The 20,607-nt window shown below is 72.6% G+C and carries 19 protein-coding genes and 1 riboswitch; of the genes, 11 read left to right on the forward strand and 8 right to left on the reverse strand.

Features of this window, described 5'->3' with window-relative positions; genetic code table 11:
• Window positions 1-8 precede the first annotated feature (8 nt).
• The 3 genes from AB0C20_RS09085 to AB0C20_RS09095 are packed head-to-tail and all read right to left on the reverse strand — an operon-like array spanning window position 9 to window position 3,753.
• Window positions 9-932, reverse strand: a complete 924-nt coding sequence (locus AB0C20_RS09085) for an aminoglycoside phosphotransferase family protein (RefSeq protein WP_357188595.1) — start codon at window positions 930-932, stop codon at window positions 9-11.
• Between the two features lie 41 nt (window positions 933-973).
• Window positions 974-2,197 (reverse strand): MFS transporter, encoded by a 1,224-nt coding sequence (locus AB0C20_RS09090; protein ID WP_357188597.1) that lies wholly within the window; start codon window positions 2,195-2,197, stop codon window positions 974-976.
• Entirely contained in the window at window positions 2,194-3,753 is a 1,560-nt protein-coding gene (locus AB0C20_RS09095; RefSeq protein WP_357188599.1) for an AMP-binding protein, read from the reverse strand. Before AB0C20_RS09095 ends, AB0C20_RS09090 begins: the two co-directional genes overlap by 4 nt.
• Before the next feature lie 313 nt (window positions 3,754-4,066).
• On the opposite strand from AB0C20_RS09095, the gene AB0C20_RS09100 reads away from it, so the two are divergent.
• The 6 genes from AB0C20_RS09100 (at window position 4,067) to AB0C20_RS09125 (ending at window position 10,390) form a co-directional block, all read left to right on the forward strand.
• Window positions 4,067-5,344 carry an SGNH/GDSL hydrolase family protein gene (locus AB0C20_RS09100; RefSeq protein WP_357188738.1) on the forward strand — a complete coding sequence of 426 codons (1,278 nt, stop codon included), beginning with the start codon at window positions 4,067-4,069 and terminating at the stop codon, window positions 5,342-5,344.
• 69 nt (window positions 5,345-5,413) lie between these two features.
• Entirely contained in the window at window positions 5,414-6,625 is a 1,212-nt protein-coding gene (locus tag AB0C20_RS09105; protein WP_357188601.1) for a cytochrome P450, read from the forward strand.
• A gap of 7 nt (window positions 6,626-6,632) precedes the next feature.
• Window positions 6,633-7,628 carry an alpha/beta hydrolase gene (locus AB0C20_RS09110; RefSeq protein WP_357188603.1) on the forward strand — a complete coding sequence of 332 codons (996 nt, stop codon included), beginning with the start codon at window positions 6,633-6,635 and terminating at the stop codon, window positions 7,626-7,628.
• A complete protein-coding gene (locus AB0C20_RS09115; RefSeq protein ID WP_357188605.1) occupies window positions 7,621-8,724 on the forward strand; it encodes an alpha-hydroxy acid oxidase in 1,104 nt (367 codons plus the stop codon). The genes AB0C20_RS09110 and AB0C20_RS09115 overlap by 8 nt, the downstream gene beginning before the upstream one ends.
• A 3-nt stretch (window positions 8,725-8,727) precedes the next feature.
• Window positions 8,728-10,062 carry a PLP-dependent aminotransferase family protein gene (locus AB0C20_RS09120; protein ID WP_357188608.1) on the forward strand — a complete coding sequence of 445 codons (1,335 nt, stop codon included), beginning with the start codon at window positions 8,728-8,730 and terminating at the stop codon, window positions 10,060-10,062.
• Window positions 10,063-10,129: 67 nt separating this feature from the next.
• Window positions 10,130-10,390 (forward strand): hypothetical protein, encoded by a 261-nt coding sequence (locus AB0C20_RS09125; RefSeq protein ID WP_091397680.1) that lies wholly within the window; start codon window positions 10,130-10,132, stop codon window positions 10,388-10,390.
• Window positions 10,391-10,527: 137 nt separating this feature from the next.
• Here the strand turns inward: AB0C20_RS09125 and AB0C20_RS09130 are convergent, their stop codons facing one another.
• On the reverse strand, window positions 10,528-11,964 hold the full coding sequence (locus tag AB0C20_RS09130) for a glycine hydroxymethyltransferase (protein ID WP_357567680.1): 1,437 nt from the start codon (window positions 11,962-11,964) through the stop codon (window positions 10,528-10,530).
• A 19-nt stretch (window positions 11,965-11,983) separates the two neighbouring features.
• Window positions 11,984-12,073: riboswitch (ZMP/ZTP riboswitch) on the reverse strand.
• Between the two features lie 149 nt (window positions 12,074-12,222).
• On the opposite strand from AB0C20_RS09130, the gene AB0C20_RS09135 reads away from it, so the two are divergent.
• Complete coding sequence (locus AB0C20_RS09135; protein ID WP_357567681.1) at window positions 12,223-13,029, forward strand: SDR family NAD(P)-dependent oxidoreductase; 807 nt, start codon at window positions 12,223-12,225, stop codon at window positions 13,027-13,029.
• Between the two features lie 60 nt (window positions 13,030-13,089).
• Here AB0C20_RS09135 and AB0C20_RS09140 read toward each other — a convergent pair whose 3' ends face one another.
• The 3 genes from AB0C20_RS09140 to AB0C20_RS09150 all read right to left on the reverse strand — a co-directional run bounded on the left by AB0C20_RS09140 (window position 13,090) and on the right by AB0C20_RS09150 (window position 15,255).
• The gene (locus tag AB0C20_RS09140; RefSeq protein ID WP_357188614.1) at window positions 13,090-13,590 is read right to left on the reverse strand and encodes a hemerythrin domain-containing protein; all 501 of its coding nucleotides are present in this window, start codon (window positions 13,588-13,590) and stop codon (window positions 13,090-13,092) included.
• An 80-nt stretch (window positions 13,591-13,670) separates the two neighbouring features.
• Window positions 13,671-14,540, reverse strand: coding sequence for an NAD(P)H-hydrate dehydratase (locus tag AB0C20_RS09145; protein ID WP_357188616.1), 870 nt, complete (start codon window positions 14,538-14,540; stop codon window positions 13,671-13,673).
• Entirely contained in the window at window positions 14,524-15,255 is a 732-nt protein-coding gene (locus AB0C20_RS09150; protein WP_357567682.1) for a histidine phosphatase family protein, read from the reverse strand. Before AB0C20_RS09150 ends, AB0C20_RS09145 begins: the two co-directional genes overlap by 17 nt.
• A gap of 108 nt (window positions 15,256-15,363) precedes the next feature.
• Here AB0C20_RS09150 and AB0C20_RS09155 point away from each other — a divergent pair, with 108 nt between their 5' ends.
• Window positions 15,364-16,335, forward strand: coding sequence for a DNA primase small subunit domain-containing protein (locus AB0C20_RS09155; RefSeq protein WP_357567683.1), 972 nt, complete (start codon window positions 15,364-15,366; stop codon window positions 16,333-16,335).
• A 9-nt stretch (window positions 16,336-16,344) separates the two neighbouring features.
• Here the strand turns inward: AB0C20_RS09155 and AB0C20_RS09160 are convergent, their stop codons facing one another.
• Window positions 16,345-16,851 (reverse strand): Lrp/AsnC family transcriptional regulator, encoded by a 507-nt coding sequence (locus AB0C20_RS09160; RefSeq protein ID WP_357567684.1) that lies wholly within the window; start codon window positions 16,849-16,851, stop codon window positions 16,345-16,347.
• Between the two features lie 72 nt (window positions 16,852-16,923).
• On the opposite strand from AB0C20_RS09160, the gene pdhA reads away from it, so the two are divergent.
• The 3 genes from pdhA to AB0C20_RS09175 are packed head-to-tail and all read left to right on the forward strand — an operon-like array spanning window position 16,924 to window position 20,491.
• Window positions 16,924-18,123, forward strand: a complete 1,200-nt coding sequence (pdhA, locus tag AB0C20_RS09165) for a pyruvate dehydrogenase (acetyl-transferring) E1 component subunit alpha (RefSeq protein WP_357567686.1) — start codon at window positions 16,924-16,926, stop codon at window positions 18,121-18,123.
• Window positions 18,120-19,124, forward strand: a complete 1,005-nt coding sequence (locus AB0C20_RS09170; RefSeq protein WP_203119752.1) for an alpha-ketoacid dehydrogenase subunit beta — start codon at window positions 18,120-18,122, stop codon at window positions 19,122-19,124. Before pdhA ends, AB0C20_RS09170 begins: the two co-directional genes overlap by 4 nt.
• Window positions 19,109-20,491 (forward strand): dihydrolipoamide acetyltransferase family protein, encoded by a 1,383-nt coding sequence (locus AB0C20_RS09175; RefSeq protein WP_357188742.1) that lies wholly within the window; start codon window positions 19,109-19,111, stop codon window positions 20,489-20,491. The genes AB0C20_RS09170 and AB0C20_RS09175 overlap by 16 nt, the downstream gene beginning before the upstream one ends.
• The last annotated feature ends 116 nt before the right edge of the window (window positions 20,492-20,607 follow it).

Here is a 20,607-nt window from a genome sequence, read left to right on the forward strand (position 1 = left end):
CCACAGGTTCAGCGCGCCACACTGTGCTCGGCGAGAAGTTCGCCGAGCACCCGCCCGGCCCACTCGGCCTTGGCCGGGTCCCCATTGTCCACTGTGATCAGGGCCTTCCACAGGGCCCAGCCTCGTCCTCGGGCCCAGGTGGCGTCGTCGAGACCGAGCGCGGCGCGGAAGGCGGCCCGGCTGGGGCCGTGTAGCAGGGTCCAGGCGATCACGGTGTCGCAGGCGGGGTCGCCCACGCCGGAGCAGCCGAAGTCGATGACCGCGGCGAGCCGGCCGCCGCGCACCAGCAGGTTGCCGTCCGCGACGTCGCCGTGGAACCAGACCGCAGGCCCGGTCCAGGTGGCGTCGAGGGCGGCCTGCCAGATGCCGGTGACGACGTCGACGGGCACCCGGTCGCGATGCGTCTCGATCGCCGCCCGGGTCTCGGCGTCGTAGGTGGACAGCGGACCGCCCCGCCAGGCGCTGTGCGGGCCGGCCGCCGGGCCGTCGGTGGCGTCCACGCCGCGCAGGGCGCGCAGGAAGGCGGCGAGGTCGGTGGCGAACCGGGACAGGTCGTCGATCCGCTCAGCGTGGGCGGTCCGCCCGTCGATCCACCGGTAGACCGACCACGGGTACGGGTATCCCGCCCCGGGCCGTCCGTGACCGAGTGGGGTCGGCACCTCGACCGGCAGCTGCGGCCCGAGCACCGGCAGCCAGCGCTGCTCCTTGGCGACCTGGAGGGCGTACCCGGCGCCGCTGGGCAGCCGCACGCTCATCTCCTCACCCAGGTGGAACGTGCGGTTGTCCCAACCGTCGACAGCGACGGGGCGGATCGGCAGATCCGCCCACCGGGGAAACTGCGCGGCCACCAGCCGGCGGACCACTGCCACGTCGATCCGGTCGGCCACGGGATCGTCGGTCACGGGGTCGCCCGGCGGCGGCTGCGCGTTCATCGGTCCGAGCCTGCGGCAGCCGCGCCGGGCCCGCAACGGGTTTACCGGGTGGCGAGCGGGCTGGGCCGCGCCGGTGCCTCCGGGCCGGACGTCCTGGTCAGCAGCGGGTACGCGGTGACCACCAGGCACGCCGCCGCCATGGTCAGCAGGGCCGGGGTGAGACCGAGGGCGTCCACCGACCAGCCGCCGAGCAGCGCGCCGACCGGCAACCCGACGAACGCCAGCGAACCGGCGATGCCGATCACCCGGGTCTGCAACTCCGGCGGCACCCGCTCGTAGAGCGCCACCCCGAGCAGCGGGTTGACCGCCGCGATGCCGATTCCGGACAGGAACGTCACCACGAGCACCACAGGCAGTTCGTCGCTGATCGCCAGTGCCACCAGCCGGGGTGTGCCGGCGATCAGCGCGCCGACCAGGAACGTCAGCCGCCGGGGCAGCCGAGGCCCGAGCGCTGTGAACACCAGGTTGCCCAGCAACGCGCCCGCCGAGAACGCGGCCAGCACGAGGCCGAGACCGCTCGGGCCGGGCAGCTCCCGGGCGACCCAGACCGGGATGTAGACGGCCACGCTGGCGTTGGCCACCATGTTCAGCGCCGAGATGACGGCGAGCATGCCGAGCAGCGGCCGGTCCCGGGCGAGGTAGCTGAAGCCACCCCGCAGGGCGCGCAGGTAACTTTCCGGCTGCGCGGGTTGCGCCGGAACGGCCGGCGGGCGGACCAGGACGCCGATGAGCAGCGCACAGACGCCGAAGCTGGCCGCGTCGATGAGGATCGCCTCGGTCACTCCGAAGACGGCGATCAGCAGGCCGCCCACTGCGGCGCCGAACAGTGTCACCACCCGGCTGAGCCCGTCGTACGCGGAGGTCAGCCGGATCAGCGGCACTCCGGCGGCCTCCGCGACCGGGCGGAACATCACGTGCTTCACCCGGTCGCCGATGCCCCGCAGCGCGCCGGCCACCGCGACGAGCGCCACCAGCGGGACGAACCCCAACCAGGGGGTCAGCGCCACGACGACCATCACCACCGCGCTGCCCGCGTCGCAGAGGATCGAGGTACGGCGCAGGCCGATCCGGTCCGCCCAGGGCGTGCCCAACGCGCTGGACAGCAGGTATGGCAGGGTCTCGGCGAACGCCACAAGGCCCATCTTGGTGGGGCTGCCGGTGGTGACCAGCACCAGCCACGGAATGGTCACCACCGAGATGCGGGTGCCCAGGTTGGAGATCAGGTCGGCGCTGACCAGGACGACCAGTTGTCGGCGGGGGGTCACGCCCCGACCGCCGCCGCCCGACGGGCCGCGTACCGTGCGCGCAGCGCCCGCTTGTCCACCTTCATGGACCGGTTCACCGGCAACCGGTCGACGAACTCCACAGCGGCCGGCGCCCACATCTCGTTCAGCTCGGCGGTCACCAGGTCGATCAGCTCCGCCCCGGCGACCGTCGCGCCCGGGGCGAGCACCACGTACGCGTACGGCACCTCGCCGGCCGTCTCGTCCGGTACGCCGATCACGGCGGCGGCCCGTACCCGCGGGTGCCCGGCCAGCACGTCCTCGATGGGGCGGCAGAAGATCGGCCAGCTCCGTCGTTGCGTGAGGATCGCGTCGTCTGCCCGGTCGACCAGGTAGAGGTAGCCGTCGTCGTCGAGGTGACCGATGTCGCGGGTCCGCACCCAGCCGTCCACGAGCGTCTGCGCTGTCAGCTCCGGCTGGCCGTGGTAGCCGGCGAAGCTCAGCCGGGTGTGCACCCACACCACGCCGTCGCGGCCGGTCGGCAGCACGGTGCCGTCGTCGCCGCGGATCTCGATGCGCACGTCACCGTAGGGCCGCCCGCAGGAGCCCAACCGCTCCGGGTGCTCCGGATCGTCGGTCAACCCGGGTAGCGCGGTGATCACGACGGCCTCGCTGAGGCCGTACACGATGCGCAGCACCGGGCCGAACCGCGCGATGGCCTGGCGCAGCCGGGCGGGCGCGGCGGGCCCGGCGCCCACGTTGAACATGAACATGGCGGAGAAGTCCGCGCCGACCAGCGCCGGGTGGTCCAGCACCTCGTAGAGCATCGGCGGGGTGACGAAGGTCGAGTTGATCCGCTCCCGTCGCACGGTGTCCACGAAGGCCACCGGGTCCCAGTCGTCGCGCAGGAACAGCACCCCGCCGGTGAACAGGTTGAAAAGTGAGGTGATCTGCCCGCTGGCCAGCCACATCGGCGAGTGCGACAGGTGCCGCAGCAACGGGAAACCGGCGGCGCGGAAGTCGGCGGCCAGGGTGAGGATCTGGGCGTAGAAGCTCTCCCGGTGGTGCACCAGCTTCGGGCTGCCGGTGGTGCCGCTGGTCTGCAGGAACGACTCGGGCGCCGGCACTGACGCCGGCAGCTCCGCCACGTCGGTGTCGGCGGTGAGGTCGGGGCCGGCGCCGCCCGCGCCCAGACAGCAGACCGGTGTGCCGGGCAGCGCGGCGGCCAGCTCCGGGCCCAGACTGGCCCGGTCCCGGGCGTCGTAGACCAGGGCGTCCGGGCGGGCCAACCGGATGAACTCGTCGACCTCCCGGCGCGCGGTCACCGGGGCGACCCACATCGTCCGGCAGCCGAGCAGATGCAGGGCGAGTTGCAGCAGGGGACCCTCCACCGCGTTCGCGACGGTCACCAGCACCGCCGACCCGGGACGTACGCCGTGCCGGGTCAACGTCGTTGCCATCGCCCGGACCCGCGCGGCGGCCTCGGTGTAGGTGAGTCGCCGATCGGCGCCGACCACCGCCTCCCGGTCGCCGAATTCGGCGAAGAGGTCCAACACCCTGTGCACGTAGGTAGTGGTGTGCCCGGGTCCGTCAGTCATCCGGCAGCCCCCATCCGAGAAAGCGGCGGTCCCCGGGCAGCTCCCGGTGACGACGCGACGGTGGCGCGCATGGGCGACCGCACCGCCGCCGCCTGGAAGCCTAGGCGGGAAACGGCTGGTCGGAACCGTGCCGACGGGCGGTCCGAGCGGCCCGCCGGACATTTGATCGCGTCGATCAGGTTGATTGACGCCCGTCAGCGGCGGCGGCTAGGTTTCTGGACCATCGTCCAGGCGGGCGCCGTCAGCGGACGGCCCTGGGCTGCCACACGATGGAGGTTCCATGGCAACGGCAACCCCGAAGAGATGGCCTGTCATCGCCGCCGCGGCCGCGCTGTTGGTCGCCGGCGCACCCGCCGTCGTCGCCAGCGCCGGTCCGTCCGGCACCGCCGCCAGCCGACCCGAGCGCGCCGAGTGGGCGGGCAGCTGGGCCACCGCTGTCACCCGGGGCAACTCGGTCGGGTTGACAAACACCGGCCTCAACGACCAGAGCGTCCGGATGATCGTGCACGTCTCCGTGGGCGGCCCGGCGCTGCGGGTCCGCCTGAGCAACCTCTACGGCGAGCAGGCCGTCACTGTCGGTCGCGCCACAGTGGCCCGGCCGAACACCGCGACCCCCGACGACCTCTCCGACATCGAACCCGCGTCGGTACGCCCGCTGAGCTTCACCGGTGCCGCCACGGCGACCATGAACCGGGGCGCGGAACTGCTCAGCGACCCGTTGGCCTTCCCGGTCCCGGACGACAGCGACCTGGTGGTCACTGTGCACTTCCCGACGCCGACCGGCCCGACCACGTTCCACGGGCAGTCCCAGCAGGCCAACTTCATCGGCGCCGGGGATCTGACCGGGGCGGCCGAGGGCACCGGGTTCACCACCCGTCCCACCTGCTGCTGGTTCTTCCTCTCCGGCGTCGACGTGCAGCGCAAGGGCAGTCCCGGCGCGCTGGTAGTGCTCAGCGACTCCATCGGCGACGGCAACGGCAGCACCGTCAACGCCAACCGGCGCTGGCCCGACCTGCTCTCCGACCGGCTGCTCGCCGACCGGCCGGACAAGCGCACCCCGGGTGTGCTCAACCTGAGCCTGGCCGGAAACCGCCTCAACCACGAGGGCACCGAGCCGGGCGACGGCAACTACCCGGGCTACTACCAGCTCGGCCCGAACGCGGCGGCCCGCCTCAACGAGGACGTGTTCGGCCAGACCGGGGTGCGTACCGTCGTCACCCACCTGGGCATCAACGACATCTGGATGTCGAACGACTCACCCGAGGCGATCATCGGCACGCTGCGGCAGATCAACCAGCAGCTCCAGCAGCGCGGGCTGACCAGCCTGGTGGCCACGCTGACGCCGTACGAGGGGCACGGCGCGCCGGGCGTGTGGACGCCGCAGAAGGAGGCCACCCGCCAGGCGGTGAACGCGTACCTGCGCGGCAGTCGGGAGTTCGACGGGCTGCTCGACTTCGACCGGGTGCTGCGCGACCCGGCACGGCCCAGCCAGCTCCTGCCCGCGTACGACTCGGGGGACCACATCCACCCGAACGACGCCGGCAACCAGGCACTGGCAAACGCCGTGCCGCTGCGGCTGCTCGACCTGTGACCTGGGCCGGGGGCGGCGGGTGATCCCCGCCGCCCCCGGTCACCGACATCGGCGGGGGAGGAGTTGGCAGTGGACGTGGACGGGATACTCACCGGCCTGTACAGCGAGGACGGCAGACAGGACCCGTACCCGTGGTACGCGGACCTGCACCGGCTCGGCCCGATCAGCGCGGTGCCGGCGCGCGCCGAGCATCGGACGGTCGCCGCCGTCGCTGTCGGCTACGACCTCGTCGACGGGTTGCTGCGCGATCCGGAGTGGACGAAACAGCCACCGCCGGGCTGGGAGGAGCAGGAGATCCTGCGGACCTTCCAGACCTCGATGATGTTCGTCAACCCACCCGATCACACCCGGATGCGGCACGTCTTCTCCCGCACCTTCACGCCGCGGCGGCTCGGCGCGCTGGAACCGGTGATCCTGCGGGTGGTCGACGAGTTGCTGGACCGGATTGCGGACGCCGGGGAGGGCGCCGTCGACTTCGTGGCCGACTTCGCGTACCCGCTTCCGGCGCTGGTGATGGCCGAGTTCATCGGCATCCCGGCCGCCGAGTTGCAGTGGTACCGCGAGCGGGTGGAGTGTATCGACGAGTTCCTGGACGTGGCGGGGAAGACCCCGCAGCGGCTGGCCGCGGCCAATACCGCCGCGCGGGAGTTGCGGGCCTTCTACCGGGAGCTGCTCGGGCACCGCCGCCGGGTGCCCGGGGACGACCTGCTCGGCGCGTTGGTCGAGGCGCTCGACTCCGGGGAGGTGGAGCTGACCGAGGAGGAGCTGGTCAGCAACCTGATCGTGCTGTTCAACGCCAGCTTCGTCACCACTGTCTACATGTTCAGCAATGGGCTGCCGTTGCTGCTGGCCCACCCGGAGACCGTCGCGGCGCTGCCCACCGACGCCACGCTGGCGCAGGGCTGCGTCGACGAGGTGCTGCGGATGGCGAGCCCCGTGCACTTCCTGGCCCGCGCCGCGCCGGCCGACACCGTGCTGCACGGCGTGCCGGTCGCCACTGACGACAACGTGCTGATCATGATCGGGGCGGCCAACCGGGACCCGGCCCGCTTCCCGGCCCCGGACACCTTCGACCCGACCCGTTCCGGCCCTCCGTCGCTGGCCTTCGGCGTGGGCCCGCACTTCTGCCTCGGCGCTGCGGTGTCGCGGTTGGAGGGCCGCCTCGCGCTGCCCCGGCTGTTCGCCCGATTCCCCGCGCTGACGGTCACCGAGACGCCGACGTACAGCGGCAGCCTGTTTCTGCGCGGCATCGACACGTTGCTGGTCAGCACCGGTGGATAGGAGCGACATGGCAGTGCACCCGGAGGTGGCGGCCTACCGGGCGGCCCGTGCCGCGGCCGGCACCCCGCCGCTGTACGCACAGACACTCTCCGAGGCGCGCGCCGCGGACCTGGCCGCGATCCGCGCCGGCAGCGGCGCGGTCGAGCCGGTGACCGAGGTACGCGACGAGCTGATCCCCGGGCCCGGCGGTGAGCTGCGGCTGCGGGTGTACCGGCCGACCGGTTCGGGTCCGCTGCCCACAGTGCTGTACTTCTTCGGCGGCGGCTGGACGCTCGGCAGCATCGACACCGCCGACGGCATCTGCCGGCGACTGGCCAACGCCGTGCCCTGTCAGGTGATCACCGTCAATTACCGCCTCGCCCCGGAGCACCCCTTCCCGGCGGCGGTGCACGACTGCCACGCCGCCACTTCGTGGATCGCCCGGCACGCCGACGAGTGGGGAGTGGACCCGACCCGGCTGGCGGTGGGCGGGGACAGCGCCGGCGGGAACCTGGCCGCCGCGGTCACAGTGCTCAGCCGTGGCGACGGGCCGCCGCTCGCCGCGCAGCTGCTGGTCTACCCCAACACCGACCAGAGCGGCGAACCGGCCGGGGACGACGACCCGATGTTGTTCAACCGCCGTTCGGTCGCCTGGTACCGGACGCACTACCTGGCCGACCCGGCGCACGCCAAGGATCCGCTGGCCTCGCCGCTGCTCGCCGACGACCTGTCCGGGTTGCCGCCGGCGCTGGTGATCACCGCCGAACTGGATCCCCTGTGCGCCGAGGGACAGCGGTACGCCGAGCGGCTGCGCGACGCCGGTGTGTCCACCCGGTTGGCGCACTACCCGGGCATGATCCACGGCTTCTTCGCCATGCCGGGCACCTTCACGGACGGGCGGCGCGCGCAGGAGAGTGCTGCGGCCTTCCTCCGCGAGCGCTTCGGGCTGCCGGCCCGGCCGGGCGGGGTGGATTGTCCGGCCGAGCCGGATGCCGCGACGGGCCCGGGGTCGGGCGATGGCTGAGCGGGCGTTGGCTGACCTGCCGGCCGTGGCGCTCGCCGACTACGCCGAGCGTGCCCGGGCCGTGCTGCCGCCGGACGTGTGGGACTACCTGGCCGGCGGCAGCGCGTCGGAGGTGACCCTCGCCGCGAACCGTCGCGCGTTGGACAGGGTCGCGGTGCTGCCCCGGGTGCTGCGCGGGGTGGACACCGTCGACCTCGGCACCCACCTGCTCGGTCGTCGGTACGCCATGCCGGTCGGTGTGGCGCCGATGGCGTACCAGCGGTTGGTGCACCCGGACGGAGAGCTGGGTCTGGCGGCGGCCGCCGGTGCGGCCGGGATCCCGTACCTGGCCAGCACGCTGGGCAGCACCCCCATCGAACAGATCACCGGGACGGGCGCGGACGTCTGGTTCCAGCTCTACTGGTTGCGCGACCGGGCGCTCGTCCGCGACCTGCTGGACCGGGTCGTCGCGGCCAAGTGCCGGGCGCTGGTGGTCACAGTGGACGTCCCGGTGCTCGGCAGACGTCCCCGGGACCTGCGCAACGCGTTCCGGCTGCCGGCCGAGGTGGTCGCCGCGAACCTCCCCGACGGTCGCGACGCGTTGGCGCACTCCGGTGCCCCAGGGGTGTCCGCGATCGCCGCGCACACCGCCGCGTCGTTCGCGCCGGCGCTGCGCTGGGCGGACCTGGCGTGGCTGCGCGAGCAGGTCGACCTGCCGCTGGTGGTCAAAGGGCTGCTGGACCCGCGCGACGCGACCGAGGCGGTACGGGTCGGCGCGGACGCGGTGGTCGTCTCCAACCACGGTGGGCGGCAACTGGACGGCTCACCGGCGAGCGTCACCATGCTGCCGGAGGTCGTCGACGCGGTCGGGGACGACTGCCAGGTGCTGCTGGACAGCGGCATCCGGTGCGGCACCGACGTGCTGCGGGCGCTGGCGTTGGGCGCGGCCGGGGTGCTGGTCGGCCGGCCGCTGCTCTGGGCCCTCGCAGCCGGCGGCGAAGCGGCCGCCCGGGACGCGTTGGCGCTGCTCGTCGCCGAGTTGACCGACGCGCTCACCCTGGCCGGCTGCGCCGACGTGGTGGCGGCCGGCGAGCTGCGCACCCTCGGGCTGGGCTGAGGGATGAGCGCGGACGAACCGGTCGACCTTACCGTCGCCGACCTGCACCCCGCGCTGGGTGATTCGGCGCTGACCTCGATGAACTTCCTCAACGAGGTGTCCGAGCGCTACCCGGCGGCGGTGTCCCTCGCGGCCGGCCGCCCGTACGAGGAGTTCTTCGACCTCGCGGCGGTGCACCGGCACCTGGACACCTTCCACAGGCACCTCGTCGACGACCTGGGGCACCGACCCGAGCAGGCCCGGCGGCTGCTGCTCCAGTACGGCCGTACCAAGGGCATCGTGCACCACCTGATCGCCCGCAACCTCGCGGTCGACGAGGGGATCACCGTCGACCCGGAGGACGTGGTGGTGACCGTCGGCTGCCAGGAGGCCATGTTCCTGGTGCTGCGGGCGTTGCGGGCCGGGCCGACCGATGTGCTGCTCGCGGTAGCCCCGACCTACGTCGGGCTGACCGGTGCGGCCCGACTGGTGGACCTGCCGGTGTGGCCGGTCGCCGGTGGGTCGGCCGGCGTCGACCTCGCCGACCTGGCCGCCCAGGTGCACCGGGCCCGGGCGGCGGGGCTGCGGCCGCGCGCCTGCTACCTGATGCCGGACTTCGCCAACCCCTCCGGGGTCAGCATCGACACCGCCCACCGGCAACGGTTGCTGGACCTGGCCGCGCGGGAGGACCTGCTGCTGCTGGAGGACAACCCGTACGGCCTGTTCCACAGCGACGACGGGCCGCGCCCGCCCACCCTCAAGGCGTTGGACACCGGCCGGCGGGTCGTCTACCTCGGCTCGTTCGCCAAGACCGTGCTCCCCGGCGCGCGGGTGGGGTATGTCGTCGCCGACCAGCGGGTTGCCGGCCCGGACGGGCGGGTCGGCCCGCTCGCCGACCAACTCGCCATGATCAAGAGCATGGTCACTGTGAACACGTCGCCGATCGCGCAGGCGGTGATCGGCGGCCGGCTGCTGGAGCACGGATGCAGCCTGGTGGCAGCGAACACCCGGGAGCGATCCGCGTACACCCGGAATCTGCGTCACCTGGTGGCCGGCCTCACCCGGCGCTTCCCCGATCAGCCGGACCAGCCGGACCGGCCCGCGGTGCGGTGGACGGTGCCGGCCGGCGGGTTCTTCGTGGTGGTGACAGTGCCGTTCCCGGTCGACGACGCGCTGCTGGACCGCTCGGGGCGCGACTACGGGGTGCTGTGGACGCCAATGGCGCACTTCTACGACGACACCGCGCCGGTCCACGCGTTGCGGTTGTCGGTCAGCGCTGTCACACCGGAGCAGATCGACGTCGGGCTGGATCGCCTCGCGGCGCTGATCACCGACGAGGTGACTCGCCGGGCGGGTTGACACACCGCGTTCATCGGATGGCAATGCGCGACGACCCGCGTGCCGTCGTCCTGGTTGGACGGTCATAATAAGCCGCATGGTTGCCTGGGAGTACGCCCTGCTCGTCCGTCGCTATCAGGGACAGGGCCGCAATTTTCACGTCTCGTTCGTCTGGTACGCGCCGGACGGGTCACGTAAGGACATCACCGCCTACGGCGACACCGCCATCGCGCACCTCAACCGCGCCGGCCGGGAGGGGTGGGAGTTGGTCTCCGCCGCCGAGGACGTCAACAACGTCCAGGGCAGCACCGAGGTCCACCGCTACCACCTGAAGCGCCCGATGGCCTGAAGGCCGCCGGCCTGCGGCGGCCCCGCCGCCCGCACCCGCCCGCTCTCGTCGATCATGGAGTTGTGGTGGTGGACGAAAGTCGTGCATCAGCCCGTATCGGGCACCACAACTCCATGATCGACGCGGTCGAGGGCTAGCTAGCTGAGGTCGATGCCGGGGTAGAGGGGGTACGTGGCCAGCAGGTCGGTGGCCTGGCGGGCGACCCTGTCGGCCAGGCCGGCGTCCAGCGTGTACTTCGCCTTCGACGGGGTGCCGTCGGCGTTGGCGCCAGCGGTGGTCTGGGTCAGCACGGTGTGGATCAGCTCGGCGGTCTGGTCCATCTCGGCGGTGCCCAGGCCCCGGGTGGTCAGCGCCGGGGTGCCGATCCGGATGCCGGACGTGTACCAGGCGCCGTTCGGGTCCTGCGGGACCGAGTTGCGGTTGGTGACGATGCCCGAGTCGAGGAGGGCCTGCTCGGCCTGCCGGCCGGTGAGCCCATAGCCGGACACGTCGATCAGCACCAGGTGGTTGTCGGTGCCGCCGGTGACCAGCGTCGCGCCCCGACGCAGCAGCCCCTCGGCGAGCGCCTGCGCGTTGTCGACGATCCGCTGGGCGTAGTCGGCGAAGTCGGGCCGGCGGGCCTCGGCGAGCGCGACCGCCTTGGCGGCCATCACGTGCGGCAGTGGACCGCCGAGCACCATCGGGCAGCCCCGGTCGACCTGATCGGCCAGCTCCGGCTGGCAGAGCACCATGCCGCCGCGCGGGCCGCGCAACGACTTGTGCGTGGTGGTCGTGACGATGTGCGCGTGCGGCACCGGGTCGAAGTCGCCGGTGAACACCTTGCCGGCCACCAGGCCGGCGAAGTGCGCCATGTCGACCATGAAGGTGGCGCCGACCGAGTCGGCGATCTCGCGCAGGATCCGGAAGTTCACCTTCCGGGGGTACGCCGAGTAGCCACCCACCAGGATCAGCGGCTTGAACTCGCGGGCGGCCTCGGCCACCCGGTCATAGTCGATCAGGCCGGTCGTCGGGTCGGTGCCGTAGCTGCGCTGGTCGAACATCTTGCCGGAGATGTTCGGCCGGAAACCGTGGGTGAGGTGCCCGCCGGCGTCCAGCGACATGCCGAGCATCCGCTGGTTGCCCAGTTCGCGGCGCAGCGCGAACCAGTCGGCCTCGGTGAGGTCGTTGACCTGCCGGACCTGGGCCTTCTTCAGGGCGGGGGACTCCACCCGGTCGGCCAGCACCGCCCAGAAGGCGACCAGGTTGGCGTCGATGCCCGAGTGCGGCTGCACGTACGCGTGCGCGGCGCCGAACAACTCCCGGGCGTGCTCGGCGGCGAGCGCCTCGACCGTGTCGACGTTCTGGCAGCCGGCGTAGAAGCGGCGGCCGACGGTGCCCTCGGCGTACTTGTCGCTGAACCAGTTGCCCATGGCCAGCAGCGTCGCCGGGGAGGCGTAATTCTCGCTGGCGATCAGCTTGAGCGACTCCCGCTGGTCGGTCAGCTCGGCGCCGATGGCGTCGGCGACCCGCGGCTCGACAGCCCGGATCACCTCAAGGGCACTCCGGAATGCGGTGGATTCGGCGTTGCGGGACATGCGACCTCCAACAGACGTGCGGGAAGGCCCAGGCGCTCGGCAAACGTCCACGTGACGAGGCCGCTCCCCGATGGTTCTCCATCCCCACGCGCCAGTAACGGCCCGGGAGGATCCTACCGGGCCGGAACCGGCCGTTCGGGCCGCCCTCCGGGAGGCGGCCCCGCCGATGTGATTGGGCGATGCGTCGCGGGGCACACGGTAGGTGACCACCGCACCGTCGCGGGTGCGGCCAGGGTTCGCACAGAAGGAGTCGAGAACATGACCACACCCACCTCCAACCGGCCGCTCGCCCTGGTGACCGGCGCCTCCAGCGGGATCGGGTACGAGCTGGCGGCGCAGTTCGTCGAGCACGGCTTCGACCTGGTGATCGCGGCCGAGGACGACGGCATCGAGGCGGCCGCGCAGAAGCTGCGCCGCGACGGTGGCCCGCAGATCTGGTCGGTCCGCGTCGACCTGGCCCGCGAGCAGGGCGTGACGGAGTTGGTGGCCGCGGTCACCGCGACCGGACGGCCGCTGGACGCGCTGGCGCTCAACGCCGGTCGGGGCGCCGGTGGCGCCTTCGTCGGCGGCACCGACCTGGCTGACGAGTTGGAGATCGTCGACCTCAACGTGCGCTCGACGGTGCACCTGGCGAAGCGGCTGCTGCCCGGGATGGTCGAGCGGGGCGCGGGCCGGGTCCTCTTCACCTCGTCGATCGCCTCCACCATGCCGGGGCCGTTCCAGGCGGTCTACAACGCGTCGAAGTCGTTCGTGCAGTCCTTCGCCGAAGCTGTCCGCAACGAGCTGAAGGACACCGGTGTCACTGTGACCTCGCTGATGCCCGGGCCGACCGAGACGGAGTTCTTCGACCGGGCCGACATGGAGGACACCCGGGTGGGCGCGGGCAGGAAGGACGACCCGGCGAAGGTCGCCGAGCAGGGCTTCGAGGCGATGATGAGGGGTGATCAGACGATCACCGCGGGCTCGCTGATGAACAAGGTACAGACCGCCGCCGGCAAGATCATTCCGGACAGGCTCAAGTCGGAGCAGCACCGCCGGATGGCCGAGCCGGGATCGGGCAGCTGACCCGTGGCGCACGACGAAGGGCCCGGCATCGTGCCGGGCCCTTCGGTGTGAGCGGGTGCCTCAGGCCGTCACCGCATCGAGCGCCTTCTTGATCGCCTTCGGCGCGGTGGGGGTACGCGGCGCGTCCGCGCGCAGCGCGATCATCTTCTCGCCGATCTCCTGAAGCTGCTTGCGGCCCAGCGCGTCGCGGACCTTGGGGAACCACTCCTGCTCTTCCTCCTCGACGTGGTGGGTGACGTTCTCGATCAGCACCGTCGTCTTGGCGTTGAACCGCTCGTCGTCGGCGCCCATGCTGGCCAGCTCGGCGCAGAGCACGTCGGCGACGTGGTGTTCCTCGTACGACTCCAGGATGTCGTCCTCCAGGTCGGGCAGCAGCCGGCGGACCTCCGGATACATCACCTCGTTCTCCAGGTAGGTGTGCACTGTCAGTGCCTCGAGGATCTGGTCCACCAGCTTCTGCCGCTGGCTCGCCGGCCCCTCCTCGGCGTCCTGGAAGGCCTTGAACAGGCGGCGCATTTCCTTGTGGTCCTCTTTGAGCAGGACGATGGCATCGGTCGACACCGGTATGACCTCCCGGTAAGAGTCTCGGCTGGTGACGTTCCGGTACCCCGACGCCGAATGCGGAAACAGGTGAAACCGCCTCAGACCATCGCCAGGGTGCGGGGGATCTCGTCGAGCAACTCCCGAGCCAGAAAGCCGATCCGGCCGTAGCGGGGGATCAGCCGCTGGCCGCTCACCGAGTGCGCGAACGAGCCCCAGCAGGCCGCCTGCGCCGGGTCGGCACCCCGGGACAGCAGCCCCGCCAGCAACCCGGCGAGCACGTCCCCGCTGCCGGAGGTGCCCAGCCCGGCGTCGCCGCTCTCCTCCCGCCAACGCCGCCCGTCCGGGGCGGCCACGTGCCCGTACAGCGACACGACCGCCTCGTACCGCGCGGCCAACTCGCCGGCCTCGGCGTCCAGGTCGTCGCCCGGCTCCCGCCCGAGCAGGTGCCCGGCCTCCGTGACGTTGGGGGTGAGCACCACGGGTCGACCCGAGCCGACCAGCAGGTCCGGTGCGTGGCTGAGCGCACCGAGGGCGTACGCGTCGAGCACCAGCGACGTGTCCGGACGGGCCGCCTCCAGGACCAGGCTCAGCAGGCGGTTGGTCTCGTCGATCGCCTTCAGGCCGGGGCCGATCGCCACCACGTCGGCCTGCGCGACCAGGTCGCCGAGCTGGCCGTCCCGGTCTGCGGCCACCGCGCCGTCGGCGGTCTCCGGCAGACCGACCACCAGCGCCTCGGGCACCTGGATGCTCAGCGCGGCCGCAGTGGACTCGGCGGCGGCGAGCTGGAGCACCCCGGCACCGGCGCGCAACGCGGCCACCCCGGCGAGCAGCACCGCGCCCGGCGTGAAGCGGGAACCGCCGACCACCAGCACGGTGCCCCGGCTCTCCTTTCCGCCGACCGGCACCGGCAGCGCCCAGTCCCGCAACAACGCCGGGGTGATCACCTTCACCTCAGACCGGCTCGGCATGGATCTCGTCCTCCCTGGTCGGCTGGGCGCCCTGCTGACGCAGGTGCGCGACATCGTTGAAGGCGGTGAGGGCCAGGCGGTCGTCGCCGTCCGCGGACCACTCGGTGATCGAACAGTTGGCGATCACGTCCTGCCGGGTGAGCGCCATCAACTCGTCCTCGGTCAACCCCTCCAGCAGATAGCGAAGCAGGAAGACCAGCGCGTCGTGGCCGAAGAGCAGCACCCGGCAACCCTCGTGGTCGCGGCGCAGGTCGCCCAGCAGCGTCCGCAGCCGCAACGCCACGTCCGTCCAGGACTCCCCGCCCGGCGGCCGGTAGTAGAACTTGCCCAACCGCTCCCGGCGCTCGGCCTCGTCCGGGTATCGCCGCCGCACCCCGTGGCCGGTCAGGCCGTCGAGGATTCCCAGCTCCCGGTCGCGCAGCCGCTCGTCGCGGTGCACGGGGATGTCGGTGCCGACCAGCGCCAGCCGCGAGGTCTGCACCGCGCGCAGGTACGGCGACACCACCGCCACATCCGGGCGCCTCGCGTCCGGCAGCTCGGCCAGCCAGCGGCCGGTCGCCCGAGCCTGCTCCTCGCCGGTCGGGGAGAGTGGCACGTCGGCGTCGCGGTGGGTGAGGTCGATCAGTTCCGCGCCCGACGCCTCGGCGTGCGTCGCCGCGACGTTCGCGGTGCTCTCGCCGTGCCGAACGATCCAGAGGGTTGCCAGTTCCGCCATGCGGCCCCCCTACCCGGGCGCCGCCGACGGTAACCGTGTCCGGTGATCCGCCATGCCGATGTCCGCTCGGTGGACGTCCGACGTGGGCGCAGGTCGTACCCTCGGGGCGTGGCCACGGCGGCGGAGGAGATCCAGGTGGGGGAGCGGCTGGTTCGCGTCTCCAGCCCCGACAAGCCGTACTTTCCCGAGCGCGGGCTGACCAAGCTGGACGTGATCCACTACTTCCTGGCGGTGGGTGACGGCATCCTGCGGGCGCTGCGGGATCGGCCGACCATGCTCGAACGCTGGCCGCGCGGTGTCTTCGAAGGCGCCACGATCGCCACCCGGCAGACCAACCGGGGCGACGCGTTCTACCAGAAGCGGCTGCCTGCCGGCGCGCCCGAGTGGGTGCGGACGGCGCACATCACCTTCCCCAGTGGCCGTACCGCCGACGAGGTCGCGCCGAGCGAGTTGGCAGTGGTCATCTGGGCGGCCAACCTGGGCACCCTGCGGTTCCACCCGTGGCCGGTCACCGCCGCCGAGGTGGAGCGCCCCGACCAGCTGCGCATCGACCTGGACCCGATGCCCGGCGTCGGCTTCGAGCAGGTGGTGCCGGTGGCGCACGAGGTGCGGGCGTTCCTCGCCGAGCTGGGCATGACCGGCTACCCGAAGACCACCGGCGGTCGAGGGCTGCACGTCTACCTGTCGATCGAGCCGCGGTGGAGCTTCGGTGACTGCCGTCGGGCGGTGCTCGCGCTGGGCCGGGAGATGCAGCGCCGGCTGCCGGACCTGGTCACCACCACCTGGTGGCGCGAGCAACGGGACCGTCCGGTCTTCGTCGACTACAACCAGATGGCCCGGGACCACACGGTGACCTCGGCGTACTCGATCCGGCCGACACCGGCCGCGCTGGTCTCCGCGCCGCTGGACTGGTCGGAGCTGGACCAGGTCCGTCCGGAGGACTTCGACGTGCTCAGCATGCCGGCCCGGTTCGCCGAGCGCGGCGACCCGCACGCCGGCCTGGACGGTGACCGGCACTCGCTGGAACCGCTGCTGGAGCTGGCCGACCGCGACGGGCTGGAGGCCCCGCCGGAGCGCTGAGCCCGGCGCTCACGCCCAGGGGCTGCCGGCCCCGTCGAACTCCTCGAAGACCAGCCAGGTGCGGGTGGACAGCACCCCGGGAATGCCCTGCACCCGGCCCAGCACCACGTCGCGCAGCGCGGCGTTGTCCGGGGCGCGCACCAGCGCGAGCACGTCGTGGTCACCGCCGAGCAGCGCGGCGTGCTCGATGTAGCGCACCCGGGCCAGCTCGGCCGACACCTCCCGCCAGGTGTTCTGCTCGATGGTCAGGGCGATGTACGCCGAGGTGCCCAGCCCGGCAGCCTCGGGCGCCACCTGGGCCCGGAACCCGGTGATCACCCCGTCGCGGAGCAAGCGCTCCACCCGCGCGTACGCGTTGGTGCGGGAGATGTGGATCCGTTCGGCGAGGGTGCGCACCGACGTCCGACCGTCGCGGACCAGCTCGTCGAGGATCCGCCGATCAACCTCGTCCAGGGCTCGGACCGATCGTCCCGATCCCGCGCCCCGGCTCGCTTCGTCGGCGGTCTCCTGGCTCACTGCTGGGCCCTCCGCATGCCAACCGTCCCGCCTTCCGTGTCGATCTTGAGTCAATCATCCACAAGCGGAAGCATAGGCTCACCACACGTCCCAGGAGGTTCCGCCGTGACGACCACTCCCCAGGCGGTCCGCAGGGCATCCCCGCGCGCCCGTCGAACGGTCACCCCGCCCGACCCGGCGCGCTCGTTGCTACCGGACGCCGAGCCGGTCCGCCTGCTCGCCGAGAACGGCACGCCGCTGCCCGCCCGCGCCGACTACCCCGAACCACCAGCCGAGGTGCTGCGCGAGCTGTACCGCCGGATGGTGCTCGGCCGCCGCTTCGACACCCAGGCGACCGCACTGACCAAGCAGGGCCGGCTCGCCGTCTACCCCTCCTCGCGGGGCCAGGAGGCGTGCCAGGTCGGCGCGGTCCTCGCGGTCCGCGACACCGACTGGGTCTTCCCCACGTACCGCGAGTCGATGGCGCTGGTTGCCCGAGGCATCGACCCGGTCGAGGTGCTCACCCTGCTGCGCGGCGACTGGCACTGCGGCTACGACCCGACCGAGGTGCACACAGCGCCCCAGTGCACCCCCCTCGCCACCCAGTGCGTGCACGCCGCCGGACTGGCCCACGGTGAGGCGTACCAGGGTCGCGACACCGTGGCGCTGGCCTTCATCGGTGACGGCGCCACCAGCGAGGGTGACTTCCACGAGGGGATCAACTTCGCCGCCGTGTTCAAGGCGCCGGTGGTCTTCTTCGTGCAGAACAACAAGTACGCCATCAGCGTCCCGCTGTCGCGGCAGACCGCCGCACCGTCGCTGGCCTACAAGGGCGTCGGCTACGGCGTACCCAGCGAGCAGGTCGACGGCAACGACCCGGTCGCGGTGCTCGCCGTGCTCACCCGTGCGGTCGCCCACGCCCGCGCCGGCAAGGGACCATTCCTGGTCGAGGCGCACACCTACCGGATGGAGCCGCACACCAACGCCGACGACGCCACTCGCTACCGCGACGGCGCCGAGGTCGACGCCTGGCGGGACCGGGACCCGGTCGCCCGGCTGGAGACCTACCTGCGCGCCCGCGGCGTGCTCGACGACGCGGCGGTCGCCGAGATCGCCGAGCAGGCCGAGGCGTACGCGGCGGACCTGCGGACCCGGATGAACGAGCAGCCCACCGTCGACCCGCTGAGCCTCTTCGACCACGTCTACGCCGAGCCCACCCCGCAGCTGATCGAACAGCGTGAGCAGGTCCGCGCCGAACTGGCCGCCGCCCACGCCGAGGAGGGTGACGCCTGATGGCCACCACCATGGCGAAGGCGCTCAACACAGCGCTCGCCGACGCGCTCGCCGCCGACGACCGGGTCGTCGTCTTCGGTGAGGACGTCGGCGCGCTCGGCGGCGTCTTCCGGATCACCGACGGCCTCCAGGCCCGCTTCGGCGAGAACCGCTGCTTCGACACCCCCCTCGCCGAGGCCGGCATCGTCGGCTTCGCCGTCGGCATGGCCATGTCCGGCCTGCGCCCGGTGGTCGAGATGCAGTTCGACGCGTTCGCGTACCCGGCCTTCGAGCAGATCGCCTCGCACGTCGCGAAGCTGCGCAACCGCACCCGGGGCGCGCTGAGCGTGCCGATCGTCATCCGCGTGCCGTACGCGGGCGGGATCGGCGGAGTCGAGCACCACTGCGACTCGTCCGAGGCGTACTACGCGCACACCCCCGGGCTGAAGGTGGTCACCCCGGCGACCGTCGACGACGCGTACTCGCTGCTGCGCGAGGCGATCGAGGACCCCGACCCGGTGGTCTTCATGGAGCCCAAGAAGCTCTACTTCGCCAGCGCCGAGGCGTCCCTGCCGATCCGCAACGAGCCGTTCGGCCGGGCCGTCGTGCGCCGGCCCGGACGCGACGCCACGCTGGTGGCGTACGGGCCGGCGGTGCCGGTCGCGTTGGAGGCCGCCGAGGCCGCCCGCGAGGAGGGGTGGGACCTGGAGGTCGTCGACGTACGCACCATCGTGCCGTTCGACGACGAGACCATCACCGCCTCGGTCCGGCGTACCGGCCGGTGCGTGGTGATCCAGGAGGCGCCCGGCTTCGCGGGCGTCGGCGCGGAGATCGCCGCCCGGGTGCAGGAGCGCTGCTTCCACGCGCTGCACGCCCCGGTGCTGCGGGTCGCCGGCCTGGACATCCCGTACCCGGCGCCGATGCTGGAGCACACCCACCTGCCCGGCGTGGACCGGGTGCTCGACGCGGTGGCCCGCCTCCAGTGGGACGACCAGCCGGACGCGCGTTGGGCGGCGGCATGACCATCGTCGAACGGACGCAGGTCTTCCTCCTGCCCGACCTGGGCGAGGGGCTGAGCGAGGCCGAGATCGTCGAGTGGCGGGTCGCCGTGGGTGACGTGGTCACCGTCGACCAGAGCGTGGTCGAGGTGGAGACCGCCAAGGCCGTTGTCGACGTGCCCTGCCCGTACGCCGGGCGGGTGGTCACCCTGCACGGCGCGGCCGGTGAGGTACGCCCGGTCGGCCAGCCGTTGATCACCATCGCGCCGTTGGACGGGGGCGACGAGCCCGCCGGGCACGCCACCTACCGCGAGGAGGAGCGCGCCGGCTCCGGCAACGTGCTGATCGGGTACGGCACCGGCCACGGCAACGCCACCCGCCGTCGGCGTCGGCCCCGCCTGGCGGTGGCCCCCGAACCGGCCGTCGCCGGCCCGACCGGTGGCACCGGCGCCGCTGCCGGCGCCACGTCCGCCAAGGCTGCCGCGTCCGGCGACCCGGCACCGCCTACCGCCGCTCTGGTCATCTCGCCGATCGTGCGTCGGCTGGCCCGTGAGAACAGCGTCGACCTCGACACGGTGCGGGGCACCGGGCCCGGGGGCGTGATCCGCCGCGCCGACGTGGAGGCCGCGCTGACCGCGCCCGCCGCCCGGCTCGCCGCCGTGCCGGACCCGCAGGTCGGGTCGGCCCCGGTCGGGGACGGCGACGTCATCGTCCCGCTGACCGGCGTCCGCAAGGTGATCGCCGACAAACTCTCCCGCAGCCGGCGGGAGATCCCGGAGGTGACCATCTGGGTCGACGTGGACGCCACCGGGCTGTTGGAGACCCGCGCCGCGATCAACGCCGCGACGCCCGACGCGCCGGTGAGCATCCTGGCCCTGCTGGCCCGGATCTGCCTCAGCGGACTGCGCCGGTTCCCGCAGCTCAACGCCCGGGTCGACACCGAGGCGCAGCGCATCGTCCAGTCCGCCGGGGTGCACCTTGGCATCGCCGCGCAGACCGACCGTGGGCTCCTGGTGCCGGTGCTGCGTGACGCCCAGCTGCTCACCACCGCCGAGCTGGCCGCCGAACTGGCGGCGACCACGGCCGCCGCGCGGGCCGGCAGCCTGCCCCCGGCCCGGCTGACAGGTGGCACCTTCACGCTGAACAACTACGGGGTGTTCGGCGTCGACGGCTCCACGCCGATCATCAACCACCCCGAGGCGGCTCTGCTCGGGGTCGGGCGGATCGTGGACAAGCCGTGGGTGGTCGACGGGCAGCTCGCCGTCCGCAAGGTGACCCAGCTCAGCCTCACCTTCGACCACCGGGTCTGCGACGGCGGAGTGGCCGGCGGCTTCCTGCGGCACGTCGCCGACTGCGTGGAGCGTCCGGCGCTGCTGATCGCCGCCGTCTGACGCGTACCCCTTCGGCCCCGGCGCCGCCCGTGCGCGCCCGGCCGAGCGTCGACCCACCGTCGTGACGGAGGCCGCGCGACCGTCGACGGTCGATGATCTCGGTCGGATCCGCCCGG

The organism is Micromonospora sp. NPDC048843, from assembly GCF_040649965.1.
GTDB lineage: Bacteria > Actinomycetota > Actinomycetes > Mycobacteriales > Micromonosporaceae > Micromonospora > Micromonospora hortensis.